This window comes from Desulfococcus multivorans (assembly GCF_001854245.1).
Taxonomy (GTDB): Bacteria; Desulfobacterota; Desulfobacteria; order Desulfobacterales; family Desulfococcaceae; genus Desulfococcus; species Desulfococcus multivorans.
Window position 1 is genome coordinate 2,193,680 of the sequence record NZ_CP015381.1, and the last position, 16,337, is coordinate 2,210,016.

At 55.9% G+C, this 16,337-nt stretch carries 17 protein-coding genes; 16 read left to right on the forward strand and 1 reads right to left on the reverse strand.

Annotated elements, in window-relative coordinates; all coding sequences use genetic code 11:
• Positions 1-141: 141 nt before the first annotated feature.
• From dmul_RS09590 to dmul_RS09635, 10 genes are all read left to right on the forward strand, one after another.
• Positions 142-702, forward strand: a complete 561-nt coding sequence (locus dmul_RS09590; protein ID WP_020878172.1) for an A24 family peptidase — start codon at positions 142-144, stop codon at positions 700-702.
• Between the two features lie 26 nt (positions 703-728).
• Entirely contained in the window at positions 729-1,607 is an 879-nt protein-coding gene (gene cpaB / locus dmul_RS09595) for a Flp pilus assembly protein CpaB (protein WP_020878171.1), read from the forward strand.
• Between the two features lie 50 nt (positions 1,608-1,657).
• On the forward strand, positions 1,658-3,085 hold the full coding sequence (locus dmul_RS09600) for a type II and III secretion system protein family protein (protein ID WP_040416560.1): 1,428 nt from the start codon (positions 1,658-1,660) through the stop codon (positions 3,083-3,085).
• 38 nt (positions 3,086-3,123) lie between these two features.
• Positions 3,124-3,399, forward strand: a complete 276-nt coding sequence (locus dmul_RS09605) for a hypothetical protein (protein ID WP_020878169.1) — start codon at positions 3,124-3,126, stop codon at positions 3,397-3,399.
• A 116-nt stretch (positions 3,400-3,515) separates the two neighbouring features.
• A complete protein-coding gene (locus dmul_RS09610) occupies positions 3,516-4,682 on the forward strand; it encodes a CpaE/TadZ family protein (RefSeq protein WP_020878168.1) in 1,167 nt (388 codons plus the stop codon).
• 35 nt (positions 4,683-4,717) lie between these two features.
• Entirely contained in the window at positions 4,718-6,115 is a 1,398-nt protein-coding gene (locus tag dmul_RS09615) for a CpaF family protein (protein ID WP_020878167.1), read from the forward strand.
• 9 nt (positions 6,116-6,124) lie between these two features.
• Positions 6,125-7,099 carry a type II secretion system F family protein gene (locus tag dmul_RS09620; protein WP_020878166.1) on the forward strand — a complete coding sequence of 325 codons (975 nt, stop codon included), beginning with the start codon at positions 6,125-6,127 and terminating at the stop codon, positions 7,097-7,099.
• A 15-nt stretch (positions 7,100-7,114) separates the two neighbouring features.
• Complete coding sequence (locus dmul_RS09625; protein ID WP_020878165.1) at positions 7,115-7,549, forward strand: hypothetical protein; 435 nt, start codon at positions 7,115-7,117, stop codon at positions 7,547-7,549.
• 80 nt (positions 7,550-7,629) lie between these two features.
• Positions 7,630-8,103 (forward strand): type II secretion system F family protein, encoded by a 474-nt coding sequence (locus tag dmul_RS09630; RefSeq protein WP_159449704.1) that lies wholly within the window; start codon positions 7,630-7,632, stop codon positions 8,101-8,103.
• Positions 8,100-9,104: a tetratricopeptide repeat protein gene (locus dmul_RS09635; protein WP_020878163.1), complete on the forward strand. Its 1,005-nt coding sequence runs from the start codon at positions 8,100-8,102 to the stop codon at positions 9,102-9,104. The genes dmul_RS09630 and dmul_RS09635 overlap by 4 nt, the downstream gene beginning before the upstream one ends.
• 45 nt (positions 9,105-9,149) lie before the next feature.
• Here dmul_RS09635 and dmul_RS09640 read toward each other — a convergent pair whose 3' ends face one another.
• Positions 9,150-9,347: a hypothetical protein gene (locus dmul_RS09640; protein ID WP_040416559.1), complete on the reverse strand. Its 198-nt coding sequence runs from the start codon at positions 9,345-9,347 to the stop codon at positions 9,150-9,152.
• A 336-nt stretch (positions 9,348-9,683) separates the two neighbouring features.
• Between dmul_RS09640 and dmul_RS09645 the strand changes: the two genes are divergently transcribed.
• The 6 genes from dmul_RS09645 to dmul_RS09670 all read left to right on the forward strand — a co-directional run bounded on the left by dmul_RS09645 (position 9,684) and on the right by dmul_RS09670 (position 16,312).
• Positions 9,684-11,096 carry a P-loop NTPase family protein gene (locus dmul_RS09645; protein WP_020878161.1) on the forward strand — a complete coding sequence of 471 codons (1,413 nt, stop codon included), beginning with the start codon at positions 9,684-9,686 and terminating at the stop codon, positions 11,094-11,096.
• 94 nt (positions 11,097-11,190) lie between these two features.
• Positions 11,191-12,180 (forward strand): outer membrane beta-barrel protein, encoded by a 990-nt coding sequence (locus dmul_RS09650; protein ID WP_020878160.1) that lies wholly within the window; start codon positions 11,191-11,193, stop codon positions 12,178-12,180.
• Positions 12,181-12,636: 456 nt separating this feature from the next.
• Positions 12,637-13,761 (forward strand): 3-deoxy-7-phosphoheptulonate synthase, encoded by a 1,125-nt coding sequence (locus dmul_RS09655; RefSeq protein WP_020878159.1) that lies wholly within the window; start codon positions 12,637-12,639, stop codon positions 13,759-13,761.
• Between the two features lie 21 nt (positions 13,762-13,782).
• Positions 13,783-14,817, forward strand: coding sequence for a 3-dehydroquinate synthase (aroB, locus tag dmul_RS09660; RefSeq protein ID WP_020878158.1), 1,035 nt, complete (start codon positions 13,783-13,785; stop codon positions 14,815-14,817).
• Complete coding sequence (pheA, locus tag dmul_RS09665) at positions 14,798-15,895, forward strand: prephenate dehydratase (RefSeq protein WP_020878157.1); 1,098 nt, start codon at positions 14,798-14,800, stop codon at positions 15,893-15,895. The genes aroB and pheA overlap by 20 nt, the downstream gene beginning before the upstream one ends.
• A 45-nt stretch (positions 15,896-15,940) precedes the next feature.
• The gene (locus dmul_RS09670; protein ID WP_020878156.1) at positions 15,941-16,312 is read left to right on the forward strand and encodes a four helix bundle protein; all 372 of its coding nucleotides are present in this window, start codon (positions 15,941-15,943) and stop codon (positions 16,310-16,312) included.
• Positions 16,313-16,337 lie beyond the last annotated feature (25 nt).

Below are 16,337 nucleotides of genomic sequence, written 5' to 3' on the forward strand. Positions count from 1 at the left end.
TTGTGTTCTTACAAAAATCAAACCCAAGTACAAGGCTTTTCATAATTGCCGTCGACGCAGTCGGCGGCAATTCGAATCCTCAGTTTTCTTTGAAAATTTTAAAATGTTAAATAAATCAATATACCTTCAGGTGTTAGCCCAATGACGCATACTATAGAGAATATGATTTTGATTTCATGCTTGGGTTGCATGCTGCTCTTTGCAGCATTGATTGACCTGAAGAGTCGGAAAATTCCAAATCTGATCACTTTACCTTCGATTTTAACAGCTTTGATATACCATTCCGCAGTCAACGGCATGGATGGCTTCATCTTCGGCCTTGCGGGAATGTTTGTCGGTATCGCATTGATGATACTTCCCTATTTGTTGGGCGGAGCAGGGGCGGGTGACGCAAAACTGCTCGGAGCAATCGGCGCGGTGATTGGCGTGCACAATGTCCTCCAGGCGTTTATCTACATTGCCTTTACCGGTTTAGGCTCTCTTATTCTACTTCTGATATTCAAAAGAAAACAATACGGCATTTACTTCATGAGGCACATCATCATGATTAAAGCCGTGCTGTATACCGGAAAAATTTTTCACGTGCCGGCGTTGCCGGAAGAGACCCAGGCCTCCAAAATAAGTTACGGCGCCATAATCGCATTGGGAACGATTGTATACATTGTTTTTCAGGCGACCGGCAACAACCTAATAACTATATGAAACAGTATTATTATAAGGAGTGATGCATGGGCAGGACCAAAGCATTGATTCCCATGATCCTGGCGGTCCTCATTGCCGCCGTCGGGAGCTTTTTCGTCTACAACTGGCTGCGGGGGCAGAAGGCACCGATGCCGGAAATTGTGGAAAGCCGAAAACAGGAGACCCAAACAGTGGCTGTCGCCGCCGCCAACATTCCCTGGGGAACCAAGCTGACCAAAGAAATGGTCAAAGCCGTGCCGTTCCTCAAGAGCAGCATACCCGCCGGCGCGTTTATCGAACCGGACAAGCTGGTGGATCGGGTTGTACTCGTACCTGTCAGGGAGAACATCCCCATTCTGGAGTCCATGCTGGCCTCGGCCGACGTCAAGACCGGCGGCATGGCCGTTGTGGTCTCCCCCGGCAAGCGGGCCGTGGCGGTTCGGGGAGACAAGGTGCTGGGCCTTTCGGGTCTCGTCCATCCCGGCAACCGGGTAGACGTTCTGGTTTCCATTGCGGATGACAACGGCGAAGAGATTACCAAGCTGGTTCTCGAGAAAATTCCGGTGCTGGCGGCAGGGCCCCAGATGCAGTTGAACGAGAAAGGCGAGCCTATGCCGGTGGATGTCTACACCCTTGAGGTGACGCCCGAAGAGAGCGAAAAACTGGCCTTGGCAGCTACGCGTGGGCAGCTTCACTTTGCCCTGCGGAATATCCAGGACAAGGACGGCATCCTGACCCAGGGGGCCACCGTCGAAAAGACGCTTGCATCCCTTCGCGGCGCTCCGCCGCCTGTAGCGCCGGAGCCCACGCCGACGGCGGTGAAGGCGCCGAGGCCGGCATCCCGCCGGATCATCAGAAGGGAGCCCCGCGTGACCGTGGAGGTCTACAACGGCGACACGAAGCTTGAGAGAAGATTAAAATACTAACGAGATGGGGACGAACGATGCATAAGCGCTGCCGAAGAACTGAAAATCGAATGGTATCATTGTGGATGGTGGTGATGATCGCGGCTCTCATGGGATTTTACGATGTTGCCCGGGCGTCAGACTTCCAGGTATTGCAATATCCGGAGCCCCAGACCCTGGATCTCGTGGTGGGGCAGACGATCATTTTGAAAAACAGGGCGCCGGTGCGGTACCGGAACCTTCGCATCAATATTACGGATCCGAAGATCGCCAAGGCCGACGTGCCCTATTCTCCGGATGAAATACTGATTACCGGAAAAAACATCGGCTCAACCGACATGAAGCTCTGGCAGGACCAGCGACTGATCGAGGTGTTTCACCTGAATGTAGGCTTTGATGTCTCCCGGCTGAAGCAGAAGCTGAACGCGCTCCTTCCCCAGGAAAAGGACCTCCAGGTCTTGTCCACCCACGATTCCATCACCCTTGCCGGCAAGGTGTCCAACCTCACCAATTTGACGACTGCGCTTTCTCTGGCATCGGCCTACGCCCCGGAGGACAAGATTCACAACATGGCCGAGGTGGGGGGCGTGCACCAGGTCATGCTGGAAGTCCGTGTGGCGGAAATGCAGCGGTCCATTGGGCGAGATTTGGGGATAAACTTCACCTATAGCAGGGGAAAGGATTTCTTCGGATCGGCTTTAAGTGCCTTGAACGCATCAGACTTGACAGGCTTGAACGGTTTACTTGAAGGTAACAGCGGTAGCGGCAACGTTTTTTCACAGGCTGTGAGTACAATTTTAAGGTTCAGTTCCGGTGACTCTTTATGGACCTTTTTTTTCGATGTTTTGAAAAGCGAAGGACTGGCCAAAATTCTTGCCGAACCCACATTAATGGCCTTGAGCGGCCAGACCGCCACCTTCAGGGTCGGCGGTGAATTTCCCTATCCCGTTCAAGATGATGACGGCATCACGATCGAGTTCCGGCCATACGGCGTGGGCCTCAATTTCACGCCCACGGTGATGAGCCAGGACAAGATCGGGATCCAGGTGGCGCCAAGTGTGTCCGAACTTGATTTTGCCAATGCAGTTCAGGTGGGGGGTGTCTTTGTACCGGCTCTTACCACGCGCGAAGCCTCCACCACCATCGAACTGGGCGACGGGGAAAGCTTCGCCATCGCCGGTCTGCTCCAGGACAACGTCCGAAACGCCGTATCCAAGTACCCGATCCTGGGGGATATCCCGGTTTTGGGAGCCCTGTTCAGGAGCCAGCAGTTCCAGAAGAACAAGACCGAGCTGGTGATCATCGTGACCCCTCACATTGTCAAACCCATTCAGCAGGGCAACCCGCGTCTGCCCACGGACTTTTTCAACGAACCGGACGACGCCGAGTTCTATCTCCTGGGGGCGATGGAGGGATTTGCACGACGGCCCGTCGCCGGTGTGGGGGAGGGGACCCTGGAAGGCAGTTTCGGCCACGGCATCCCGAGTGTGGGTGAGTGACGTCAATTTTTGAATGCGATAACCACAGGAGAAGCCAGATGAAAAAACGGATCGGAACCATCGGGATGATCGCGCTTGCCGCCGTGATCTGTATGGGTTGTGCTCAGTTCTACAGTACGCCTCTTGAGGAGAACTGGGGGCAGGCTTACCATTCGACCCTCCAGTCGCAGAAGGTCTATCCTCAAAAACCCGCGCCGACAGCGTCGGTCGAAGGACATGACGGCGTGGCTGCCGCGACCGCCAAGGCAAAATATCGCGACAGCTTCAAAAAGGCCGTTCCCCCGCCGGTTTACAATATCAGCTTCGGGCTTTGATCCGGAGAGGCGCTGCATCAAAACGGGTAACAAGACAGCCGTGGATACGGAGACAATTGTACGGTACGCTTAGTCTCGCTGAAAAAGCGGCTTTTGGAAGATGATGAAGAGGCATTATGGCGATTCAGATGATAAAGGTAAGCATCGAGGCCAAGGACCCGGGTGTCGGCGAGACGTTTGTCAAGCTCGTCCAACTGATCGGGGGCATGGAAATTCTGTATCCCGGCGACGTTGTTCGGCCGGATCTGTTGATCTTCGAGCTCGGGGACGACGTTGACGAGGAATTCAAGGCCATCCGGACCCTCAGGGAGGCCGGGGCCGTGGGGGATTTTTTTCTGACCTCCGGCAACACCGACCCCGATATTCTGATGAAAGCCATCAAGGCCGGCGTCACCGAATTCTTCTCCCAGCCGCTGGTTGAAGAGGAAGTTCTCGAATCCCTGCGAAAGTTCAAGCGCAAATTTTCCGAAAAATCGCGCCATGAGATCCAGAAGGCCGGCAAGATCTTTCACGTTCTCGGCGGAAAGGGCGGCGTGGGCACCACCACCGTGGCGGTAAACCTGGCGGTAAGCCTGGCGGAACAGGAAGAGAATCCCTCCGTCGTTCTGGTGGACCTCAACATGCTTTACGGCGAAGTCCCGCTGTTTCTCTCCTTTGAACCGCTCCACGACTGGAGCACCATATCCAAGAACATCTCGCGCCTGGACGCCACCTACATGATGGACATCCTTTCCGCTCCCTACCACGGCATCCGGGTCCTGCCGGCCCCCAACCATCTGAACGGCTACTACAAGCCCACGGCGGACATCATCGGCCACCTCCTGGAGTTCATGCGGGGGATGTTCGATTATGTCGTGGTGGACGGGGGGCAGTCCCTCACCGACATTTCCCTCAAGGGGATCGAGATCTGCGATGATGTCCTTCTCGTTTCCGTCCTGAGCCTGCCCTGTCTCGCCAACACCAACAAGATCTTCAAGTCCTTCACGGACCTGGGGTATTTCCCCAGGGACCGGGTCAAGATCATCATCAACCGCTACATGAAGAACTCCGACATCTCCATCAAGGACGCCGAGGACAGCATCGACCAGAAGATCTTCTGGACCATACCCAACGACTACCACACCACCATGGCCGCCATCAACCAGGGCAAGCCGCTCAAGGCCCTGGAGCCGAAAGGGATCATCACCAAGAATTTCAAGATGCTGGCGGATCGATTATGTCAGAAGGAGGAACTCCCGGTCCGAAAAGAAAAAAAACGCTGGTGGGGCCTGTCCGCGAATTGACGTGATCACCTGAACCCATAACGGGGGAAAACCTTATGAGATTGACCGATTTTGCACGAAGACTCGAAAAGCAGCCGAAACAGCCGCAGCAGCAGGCACTGCAGACATTGGAACCCAAGCCCCCGGCACCGGCCCCCAAACCGATCATTCCGGAAGAATACTTTGAACTGAAAACCCGGATCCACGACCGCCTGCTGGACCGGATCGATCTTTCGGTCATCGAAAACGTCGAAAAAAATGTTCTCAAGGCCAAGCTGCGGTCCGTCATCGAGGAGCTGGTCCGGGAGGATGGTGCCGGCGTTCCCCTCAATTTTGCCGAACGGGAGCGGCTTTTTCAGGAGATTCAGGACGAAGTCATCGGCCTCGGCCCCCTCGAGCCGTTTCTGCAGGACCCCACGGTTTCCGACATTCTGGTGAACACCTACGAGCGGATCTATGTTGAGCGTTTCGGCAAGCTCGAACCTTCCGACGCGCGCTTCAAGGACAACGACCACCTGAAGCGGATCATCGACAAGATCGTGTCGGCGGTGGGGCGTCGCATCGACGAATCCTCCCCCATGGTGGACGCCCGGCTGCCGGATGGATCCCGGGTCAACGCCATTATCCCCCCGCTGGCCATCGACGGACCGATCCTCTCCATCCGCCGGTTTTCCGTGGACCCGCTGGAGATGAACGACCTGCTCTCCTACAAGACCCTGACGCCCCAGATCGCCGAGATTCTGCAGGCATGCGTCAGGGCAAAACTCAACATCCTGATCTCCGGCGGCACCGGCAGCGGCAAAACCACCACCCTCAATGTGCTCTCCCGCTACATCCCGAAGAATGAACGGATCGTCACCATCGAAGACTCGGCCGAGCTGCAGCTCAAGCAGGATCATGTCGTCCGGCTGGAGACCCGGCCCCCCAACATCGAGGGCAAGGGCGAGGTGACCCAGCGGGACCTGGTGAAGAACGCCCTCCGGATGCGGCCGGATCGCATCGTTCTCGGGGAGGTGCGGAGCAGCGAGGCTTTCGATATGCTCCAGGCCATGAACACGGGCCACGAAGGGTCTCTCACGACCATCCATGCCAACACCCCCCGGGACGCCCTCATGCGGCTGGAGAGCATGGTAGCCATGGCCAACTTCGACATCCCCAGCGAGTTCATGCGGCGGTTCATCAGTTCCGCCATCAACGTCATCATCCAGCTGACCCGTTTCTCGGACGGCACCCGGCGGTTGACCAATTTTCAGGAAATCACCGGCATGGAGGGTAACGTCATCACCCTTCAGGAGATTTTTTCGTTCCAGCAGACCGGGCTGGACGACAAAGGGGGGGTCCGCGGCTGCTTCCGTTTCCACGGCATCCGGCCGAGATTCGTGGAAAAATTCAGTGCCATCGGCATCAACCTCTCGCAGGATCTTTTCGATCCCAATCGATCCATCGAGATTTGAGGACGGAGTATGGATTTGAATGATCTGATGATTCCTGGAATAATTTTCGTCGCCTTGTTCGCCGTGGCCTGGTTGTTGTTTTATTCTATAAACCTTTTCCTGCACGCTGATCAGGCAAACGTCAAGAAACGGTTGGCGAACTACTCTCAGACCCATTACGGCGCTACGGACGATATCCTGAAAAAGAGACGGAAATTGAGCGATATTCCGTTACTGAATTTCATCCTCCGCATACTGCCGTTATTTGATGCAATGGATGATCTGGTTTGTCAGGCGAAAACATCCTATCCGCTGGGTTTCTATCTGCTTCAATCCGCTTTGTTGGGTATGTCGGGCTATGTCGTAGGTATCCTGATCGGCGCTCGACCGGCCTTGGCGGTATTGCTGGCTCTGGTTCTGATGGTATCGCCATTTATGTATTTGAAAGTGAAAAAGAATGCCCGCCTGAAAAAATTCAGGCAACAGCTTCCCGAAGGGCTGGATCTCATTGCCAGGGCTCTTCGGGCCGGACACGCCTTTTCCAACGGTTTGAAGCTGGCCTCGGAGGAATTCGACGACCCTTTGGGCACTGAATTCAAGGAGACCATCGAAGAAATCAATTATGGCCTCAGCACGGCTGAAGCCCTTAAAAACCTTGCCAGGCGAGTGGACTGCGAGGATCTAAGGTTTTTTGTCATCGCTGTCATTTTGCAGCAGGAGTCCGGAGGCAATCTTTCTGAACTCATTGAAAACATTACGCGACTCATACGCGAGAGGTTCAAGTTTTACGATAAGGTGCAGGCACTTACGGCGGAAGGGCGGCTATCCGGACTCATCATCGGCATTACACCGTTTTTTTTGTTCTCCTATTTCTACTACATGAATCCGGATTATCTCGAATTGATTCTGACCCGCGATATCGGCAGATTGATGCTGATCGTTTCCGGCGTTATGCTGCTGATTGGGTTATGGATCATCAAAAAAATCGTCGATATTGAAGTATAAAAGAGAGAGGCCAAGATGACATCCCTGTTTGATATGCCGGTTCTGGCATCGGCAATTGTCTTTATCGCCATTTTTCTCCTTCTTTTTGGAATTTACCAGATTTTTCAGATTATTGCACAGAAAGGTAAAGTCATCGAAAAAATTCGTTCGGCTGGAGAAAGTGTCGGATCCTCTCAAGACGAGATGTATCTTACCCTATTCCCAAACCAATCCGGAAATAAGTTTCAGAGCTTTTTTCACGTGTTGGGTTTCGTGGGTAAACGGGTGGTTGGAGAGAAAACAGACGAATACGCCCCTTCACGGATCAAATTTTTCAATGCCGGCATTCGGAGAACAAACGCCGCATCGATATTCTGGGGGGCAAAGATCGTTTGTTCCGTTGGGTTGATGTTGCTGTTTTTATTCACTCAAATGACTTTTTTACCGGGTTGTCCTTTACATGGATCATGATGGTATGCGTTTCTCTGGCCTATGTAGGTCTGTATCTCCCTGAGATTTGGATCGATTTGAAGATAACAAAGAGAAAGGACTTGATAGCCAAAGGGCTTCCGGACGCCCTGGACCTGATGGTGGTCTGCGTGGAGGCCGGCATGGATCTCAATGCTGCGATGAACAAGGTCGCCGAGGAGATTCACCTGACCTGCCCCCCGCTCAGCGAAGAACTCAGAATGATGAGTCTGGAGATGCGGGCAGGAAAATCACGGCAGAAAGCGCTCAGGAATCTCGGGATGCGCGTCGGGTTAAGTGCAATGGACAACCTCGTGACCATGCTCATTCAGACCGACAAATTCGGCACCAGTTCCGCCCAGGCCCTCCGCGTCTATTCAGACACCTTCCGGACAAAGCGATTTGCCGTTGCCGAGGAAAAGGCGGCCAAGCTCGGCGTGAAGATCCTGTTTCCACTGATTTTTTTCATCATGCCGGCAACATTCGTTATTCTTGTAGGTCCGGGATTGATCAGGATTTATGAAACTCTTGGAACCAGTGTCAGGCCGATGCCATGAAAAAAATACGCTCCCGTTTCTGTTTCAATATCGTTTTTATCGGCATGCTCTGTATAATATCCGGGTGCGCCAACGATCCCTCAATTTCCGGCGTCAAACCCACCCCCTATCAACTGGCGGCGACCGAGGCCCTTTCGGAGCCCGACCCGGCTGATATGGAAACCGTTGCCAATCTTTCGCCCCAGGAGCTGGAGGAGCGGGGGGACGCTGAATACCGTCGGAACAACCTGCCCATGGCCGTGGTCCGATACGAACAGGCCCTTCGGAAATCTCCCAACCGTATCTCCGCCCATTACAAAAAAGGGGTGGCCCTGGCGGCGGGCAATGCGAACACCGAGGCTATCCAGGCTTTTCAGGCGGTCATCGACCGGGATCCGGGGCATGCTCTTGCCTATCAGGGCCTGGGAAGGGCCTGTTTTCTTCAAAAAGAATACCCGAAGGCTGAAAAAGCCTTCAAGACGGCTGTTTTTCTGAATCCCGACCTCTGGAAATCCCACAATTTCCTGGGCATCATCAGCGATTATTCAGGACGCTACAACGACGCCGTCACCCACTACCTGGCCGCCGTCCGCCTCAAGCCTGACGAAGGCATGCTCTACAACAACCTCGGGGTCGCCCAGACCATGACCGGCCAACATGACGCGGCAGTGCAATCCTTCAACAAGGCCCGGGCCGCCGGGTACACCCATCCAAAGCTCTACAACAACCTCGGCATGGCCCTCGCCAATGCCGGCCGCTACGATGAGGCCCTCCAGGCATTTACCCAAAGCGGCGGCGCGGCCCAGGCATACAACAATATGGGATGCGTCTATCTGAGCCGAGGCCGGAAAGGCGAGGCGATCCAATGCTTTGAAACGGCGATCCGGCTCAACCCGGATTTCTACGAAACCGCTGCCGAGAATTTGCGGAGGGCGAAGAGCGCTCAGACAGCGCCTTCCCCGGCAACGCCGGCCTTGAAAAGCCCGCCTCAAACTCTTCTGAAACCCATGGAGATCGATTGATTCGCGACAAATTGTGAATAAACGGGAGGTTCGATCTCCGTGCCGTCAGAATGGCCGATGAAAAAATCCGGTGGTGTAGAGGTACAGACCCAGCACGATGCAAAAGACGATGAAAGCGCCGACGATCTGTTTCAGCCAATAGCCGATGGTGACGGCCACAATGCCGAACAGCATGAAAAAGGCCTTGGTCTGGAGGGTGTCGGGGAAACGGACGTAAAGATCGCTGAAGAGGTTTGACAGCATTTCAATTGCCCTGTGCTTGGGGTGAGCGCGGATGGTTCGATGATTTCCAACAAGATACCACAGCCGATTCACGGCTGTAATTATGCATAAAATCAGGCTGAAGTCCACCATTCTTTCAAAAACGATACGCAACATACTACAGCGACGTTTATGACAATGATCGGAAAGCGGCTGCAGGCTGAAAGGAATACAGGCATCGTTTGGCGCGAACGCACCCCTTCAGCCTTCAGTCTTCAGCCTTCAGTCTCTATAAACCGTACGAAGCGCCGGCCGGACCCCCCATGTACCGGCCCATAAATACCGAAAGTTGAATCCGAAAATAGAAGGAGAGGAGATATGAAAAAGGTTTTGGGGAAGCGGCTGTTGGAGGAAGGACTTGTCACCGGCGCCGATCTTCAGGCGGCCCTTGACCGCATGCGCACCTACGGCGGACGGCTGGGCAGCAACCTGGTCGCCCTCGGGCGGATCACCGAGGCGGACCTGGCCCGTTTTTTCGATTTTACCCCAAAACCGCCCAGGAAACCGGCTGAAACCCATCTGGATGAAAACGTCCTCAGGGACCTGGTGTTGAAGCACGCCCTGATGACCAAGAAGTTTTCCATCCAGAGCATGGTGGGCAGGACCAAGCTTCACGCGAACGTCATCGCCGAGATTGTCGGCGCCCTGAAAAATGACGGGTTGATCGAAATCGCCAAAGGCAACACCTCGTTTTCCACGATGCTCTACGAATACAACATCACCGAAGTGGGGCTTCACATGGCCAACGGCCTTATGGAGGAGTGCCGGTACGTTGGGCCGGCCCCGGTTTCCCTGGAAGACTATCGCGAGGCCGTGGAAATCCAGACCATCAAGAGCCTCGACGTGACCGAGGCGGATATCCGGAAATCCTTCTCGGACATCGTCGTGAGCGAGACCATGTTTCAGCGGCTCGGGGCGGCCATCAATTCCGGCAAGCCCATTTTCCTGTACGGTCCGGCCGGCGGCGGCAAGACGACCATCGCGGAGTGCATCGGCAGGAGCCTGCCCGGAGAGATCTATATCCCGTATGCCCTGCTGGTGGGCGGGCAGATCATCGTCGTGTATGACCAGGTCAGCCATGAGGCCGTCCCACAGCCCAAAAAGGACGACGATGAGGGCCACGATCAGCGGTGGATTCGTGTCAAGCGGCCGATTGTCATGGCCGGCGGCGAGATGACCCTGAAAACCCTCGACCTGGAGTTCAACCCGAATTCAAAATACTATGAAGCGCCGTTGCAGGTGAAGGCCGGCAACGGTATATTCGTTGTCGACGATTTCGGCCGTCAGCTCATCGATCCCCAGAGCCTGCTGAACCGGTGGATTGTTCCCCTGGATCGTCGGGTGGACTTCCTCTCGCTTCACACCGGCATGAAATTCGAGATCCCCTTTGATCAACTGGTTATCTTCGCCACCAACCTCGAGCCTGAAAAACTGGCGGACGAAGCCTTTCTGAGGCGTCTGCGCTACAAGATCAAGATCAACTATCCTACCCCCAGGGAATATCGGCAAATCTTCGAGGCGGTCTGCGATGCCAACCGGCTGCCTCTGGACGAGGAGGTCTTCGACTACCTCATCCGAAAATACGACGACGCCGGCATCAAGCCCATTGGTTGTCATCCCCGGGATCTGGTGGATCACATGATCGACGAGGCCTATTTCAAGCGGAAACCGCCGGCTATCACCAGGGCAGCCATAGACTTCGCCTGGATGAATTATTTTGTCGATCTGTAGGAGAAATCTCCGACGAAATGTGATATGAGCAAAAAATTGGCTATAACCGAGTTCATGAAAGTGGATGACCTCAATCGCTAAAGGAACAATTCCCATGAAAAAATGCCGTTACATCTCCCTGTCGCTGATCTGTGCGTTCTTTATCTGTGCCCTGTCGACCGTCACCAGCATTGCAGGCGACGCAACGCTTCTGGACTTTCAAAACGCGCTCGGCATTCAAACGGATACCGCCTTTTTAGGCATGCCGCTCTCGGACATCAGGGAAGGGGACGTCATCGATGCCGTGGTGGTCGACGCCTCTAAAATGGGCGGGTGCAAGCCGGGCGACAGGGTCAAACTCTTTTTCATGGGAGAGGATAAGTGGATGGTCAAGCACCTGGACAGCGGCAACGCTGTCGACATTGTCACCGTCCACCAGAACGGAACCCTGAAGTTAGCCAAAACCGGAACCTACACACCGGCGACATCCGAAACCGCGCCGGCACCGACGACTTCGAATATGGATGACAGTCGGCATTTGACCGCCGTATTCAAGGCCGGTGGCTACTTCCCCAACAACGATCTGGATGATTTTGATACGGGGTTCAACGCCGAACTTGCCTTGAACCGCTATCTTTCGCCTTATTTCGCCCTGGAAGCGAGCATCGGGTATGCCAACACCGACGACGCCGCAAACGGGAATTTTTACGCTGTCGTAAATAATGATGTTTACACGATTCCGGCCCGAGCGGACGCCGACATTCATATCATCCCCGTAACGGCCAGTGCCAAGGGGGTGTTGCCGTTCAACCAGGGGGAGGTTTACCTGGGCGGGGGCCTGGGGGTATATTATGTTTATGGGGATTTTGATATCCAGGTTGCCGGTTTTGAAGTTACCGCCGACGACCATGATGCCGTTCTCGGTGCGCATATTGTGGCGGGGTTGAATATCAACATCGATAAAAGGGTGTTCCTCGGTATCGAGGGAAAGCGTATCTTTACGGATGAAGCGGAGTTAAGCGATACCATCGAAGATATTCCCATCGAGGCGGAATTCGACCTGAACGGCTACACATTGACGGGTCAGATCGGATACCGATTTTAATCCCGGCCTTGTTGAAGGCTGAAGACTGAAGGCTGAAGACTGAAGACTGAAGGCTGAAGGGGATAAAGGCACTGGCTGTGGCCCTCGCATCCCTTCAGTCTTCAGCCTTCAGCCTTCAGCCTCTCGAATTTTTTCCTGGGACCCCCAACAAAAAGCTTGACACCCTCAAACGGTTCCCGTAAACAGAGACAGTATTGCATTTTTTGTAAGTTATCATCAAAAGAGGATTATATACTTAAATGAACCCCTATGCCGGCAGCGTGTATTATTTCTGGTTTTATTTTTACGGCACCGCACGTCTGCCTGGGGTTCGCTGAGGTATACACACACATAACGAAGCGAAAGAGCCGAGGGCAGACCCGCCCGCGGCTCTTTTTTTTACTTAAAAAGGCCGCGGGGAGAAAAAAACATCCCGGCGGCCTTTTTCGTTTCCTTAACCCAAAAGGAGACCCGACTATGAGCCCCGAAATGCAGCGCACCTACGATGTCCGCGTCAAGGAATTCGTCCCCCTGCTGCCGCCCCAGGCACTGAAGGAGGAGATTCCCATCAGCTGGACGGCCGGCGACACGGTCATCGCCGGACGGAAGGCGATCGAGCGCATCCTGCACAAGGAGGATCCCCGCCTTCTGGTGATCACCGGCCCCTGTTCCATCCACAACGAGGAGGAGGCGCTCGAGTATGCCGAACGGCTGAATGCCCTGCGGGAGGCCGTTTCGGAAACCCTGTGCATCGTCATGCGCGTCTATTTCGAAAAACCCCGCACCAACGTGGGCTGGAAAGGCATGATCAACGATCCTTACATGGACGGTTCCTGCGACATTGTCGAGGGCCTCAGAAGGGCGCGGCGCCTCCTCCTGAAGATCACCGAGATGGGGATGCCCACGGCAACGGAAATGCTCGATCCCATTTCGCCCCAATACATTGCGGGACTGGTCTGCTGGTCGGCCATTGGGGCCCGCACCACGGAATCCCAGACCCACCGCGAGATGGCCAGCGGCCTTTCCATGCCTGTCGGGTTCAAGAACTGCACCGACGGCGGCTTGACAACGGCGGTGAACGCCATGATCGCGGCGGGGAGCCCGCAGAGTTTCCTGGGCATCGATGCCGACGGCAGAAGCGCCGTCGTCAAAACCACCGGGAATCAGTACGCCCACATCGTTCTGCGGGGCGGACGTCGACCCAACTACGATTCGGTCAGCATCCGGGAGGCCGTGGACCAGCTCCGGGCGAAAAACCTTCTGGAGGCCATCATCGTCGACTGTTCCCATGCCAACTCCAGCAAGAAATACCAGAACCAGGCCCGGGTGTGGCAGGACTGCATCAACCAGCGCCTGGACGGCAACGACGCTATTGTGGGCCTCATGCTGGAAAGCAACCTCCGAGAGGGGAACCAGAAACTGACCGACGACCCGTGCAGGCTGGCCTACGGCGTATCCATCACCGATGCGTGCATCTCCTGGGAAACCACCGAGGCTCTCATCCGATCCGCCCACGAACAGCTTCTGCGTTCCCGCCGGGGAAATTCGGGGGACGCGGCCCTTTCGGGGAACGGACGCTACAAAGTCGCCGTGACGGCCTGACGCCCGGACCAGGAGCATTCCATGAAAACCCTTCACATTCACGGCGGCACCGGCGATTCGACCCTCAGGGTGGGAGAGTCTTTCTCTCACCTTGACCAATACGTACCCGTCGATCGAACGGTCATCATCACCGACCCTGCCGTCAGGGCGCTTTACGGCGACAGGTTCCCCGACTGCCCGATCATCGAGATCGGCATCGGCGAGCGCAACAAGACCCTCAAGACCGTGGAATTCATATATGAACGCCTGATCAAAATGGCGGCGGACCGGTCCACCTGGATCGTCGGCATCGGCGGCGGCATTGTCTGCGACGTGGCGGGATTCGTCGCTTCGACATACTTGCGGGGGGTTCAATTCGGCTTCGCGCCCTCGACCCTGCTGGCCCAGGTGGACGCCGGCGTCGGCGGCAAGAACGGCGTCAACTTCGCCGGGTACAAGAACATGGTGGGAACCTTCAACCAGCCCGCCTTTGTCATCTGCGACATGGAGATGCTCAAGACCCTGTCCCGGGCGGACCTTCTGTGCGGGTTCGCCGAGATCGTCAAGCACGGCGCCATCGCCGACCCGGCCCTCTTCCGGTACGTTGAGGACCGCCGGCAGGACGCCCTGGCCCTCGAGCCGGCCGTGGTCGAACGGATGGTTTACGACGCCGTCGTCGTCAAGGCGAATATCGTCAACCAGGACGAACGGGAGGGCGGCGTTCGGCGAAAGCTCAATTTCGGCCACACCTTCGGCCACGCCGTGGAAAAGGTCACGGGCGTTCCCCACGGAGAAGCCGTGAGCATCGGCATGGCGGTGGCCGGTCTGCTGTCGGTTCGCCGCGGGTATCTGGGCCAAACGGATCTCCAACGGCTGACGGATCTTCTCGAGGCCCTCGAGCTGCCCACCCGCCTTGACGTGGATCCGCAACAGGCACTGGACGCCCTGAAGCGTGACAAGAAGCGGTCGGGGGACCACATCAAGTTCGTGCTGCTGAAGGCCGTGGGCGAGGCGGTTGTCGAGGATATCCGGATATCGGAGCTGGAGGAGGTGCTGCATGAGCGCTCCCGGGATTGACGTCGATCCCCGGATCGACGACCGTCGAAAGGCCATCGACGCCATTGACGATCAGCTCCTGGAGTTGATCAACGAACGGCTTCGCCTGGTCATGGACGTCGGCAGAATCAAGGCCGAACAGGGGCGGCAGGTGCTCGACAGCTCCCGGGAAAGCCGGATCTTCGACCGTCTGCTCAGCCGGAACCGCGGGCCCCTCGATGAAAAGGTGCTCATCCACCTGTTCACCCAGATCATGGCGGCCTCGCGGCAGCTCCAGCGGCCCCAGCGGGTCTCTTTCCTGGGCCCCGAGGCGACCTTCACCCACATCGCGGCCATGAACCATTTCGGCCCCTCCGTGGAATACGCGCCGCAGCCGAGCATCCGCGACGTGTTCCGGGATGTGGAGAAGGGCGAATCCCACTACGGGCTGGTGCCGGTGGAGAACTCCATCGAGGGCGCGGTCAACCACACCCTGGACCTGTTTTTCGAGTCCGAACTCAAGATCTGCGCCGAGCGGTACCTTCAGATCTCCCACGATCTCCTGTCCAGGGCGGGCGGCCTCAAGGCGATCAGGACCGTCTATTCCCACCCCCAGGCCCTGGCCCAGTGCCGGATGTGGCTCCAGAAATACCTTCCCGACGCCGTGCTGAAGGAATGCAACAGCACCGCCCGAGCCGCCCAGAAGGCCGCGGAGATCGAAGGCGCCGCCGCCGTGGCCTCCAGGGAGGCGGCCCAGATGTACCAGCTCGCCGTGGTGGCCTCCCGCATCGAGGACGTGGCCCGCAACACCACCCGGTTCCTGGTCATCGGCCGGGACGCGGTGCACCGCACCGGACGGGACAAGACATCCATGATGTTCGTCACCTCCCACGTGCCCGGGGCGCTTTACAAGGTTCTCAAGCCCATGTCCGACGCCGGCCTCAACATGGTCAAGCTGGAGTCTCGCCCCACCAGGCACGAGAACTGGAGCTACTTCTTCTTCGTGGACGTGGAGGGGCACATCGAGGATGCGGCGGTGAGCGAAACCCTGGAGGGGATGAAGAAGCTTTGCCTGTATTTGAAGCATCTTGGGTCGTATCCGAAGGCGAGTGAGGGGTGAAGAAGAAAGGCTGAAGGCTGAAGACTGAAGGCTGAAGGAGGGGGCGTGCGGGATCATCGGAAGTTGCGGGCATTTGAGTTGGCGGATGAAGTGACGGTATTGGTATATCGGATCACGCGAAAATTTCCGAAGGAAGAGATGTTCGGGTTGACCTCCCAAATACGTCGGGCTGCGGTTTCAGTTCCATCCAACATCGTGGAGGGTTGTGCTCGTGACAGCCAAACCGAATATGTGCGATTTCTGAATATCGCTTTTGGATCACTGAGAGAACTGAGTTATCAACTCAATTTGTCAAACCGCCTGGGATATTTGAGTTCCAAAGATTATGCCATTCTTGAACCGATCGTTGTGGAAACTGAAAAAGTCCTGAACGGCCTGATCCGTGCATTTCGAAAAACGGGTAATAAAGCAGGCTGACAACTAAAGGCTGAAGGCTGAAGAC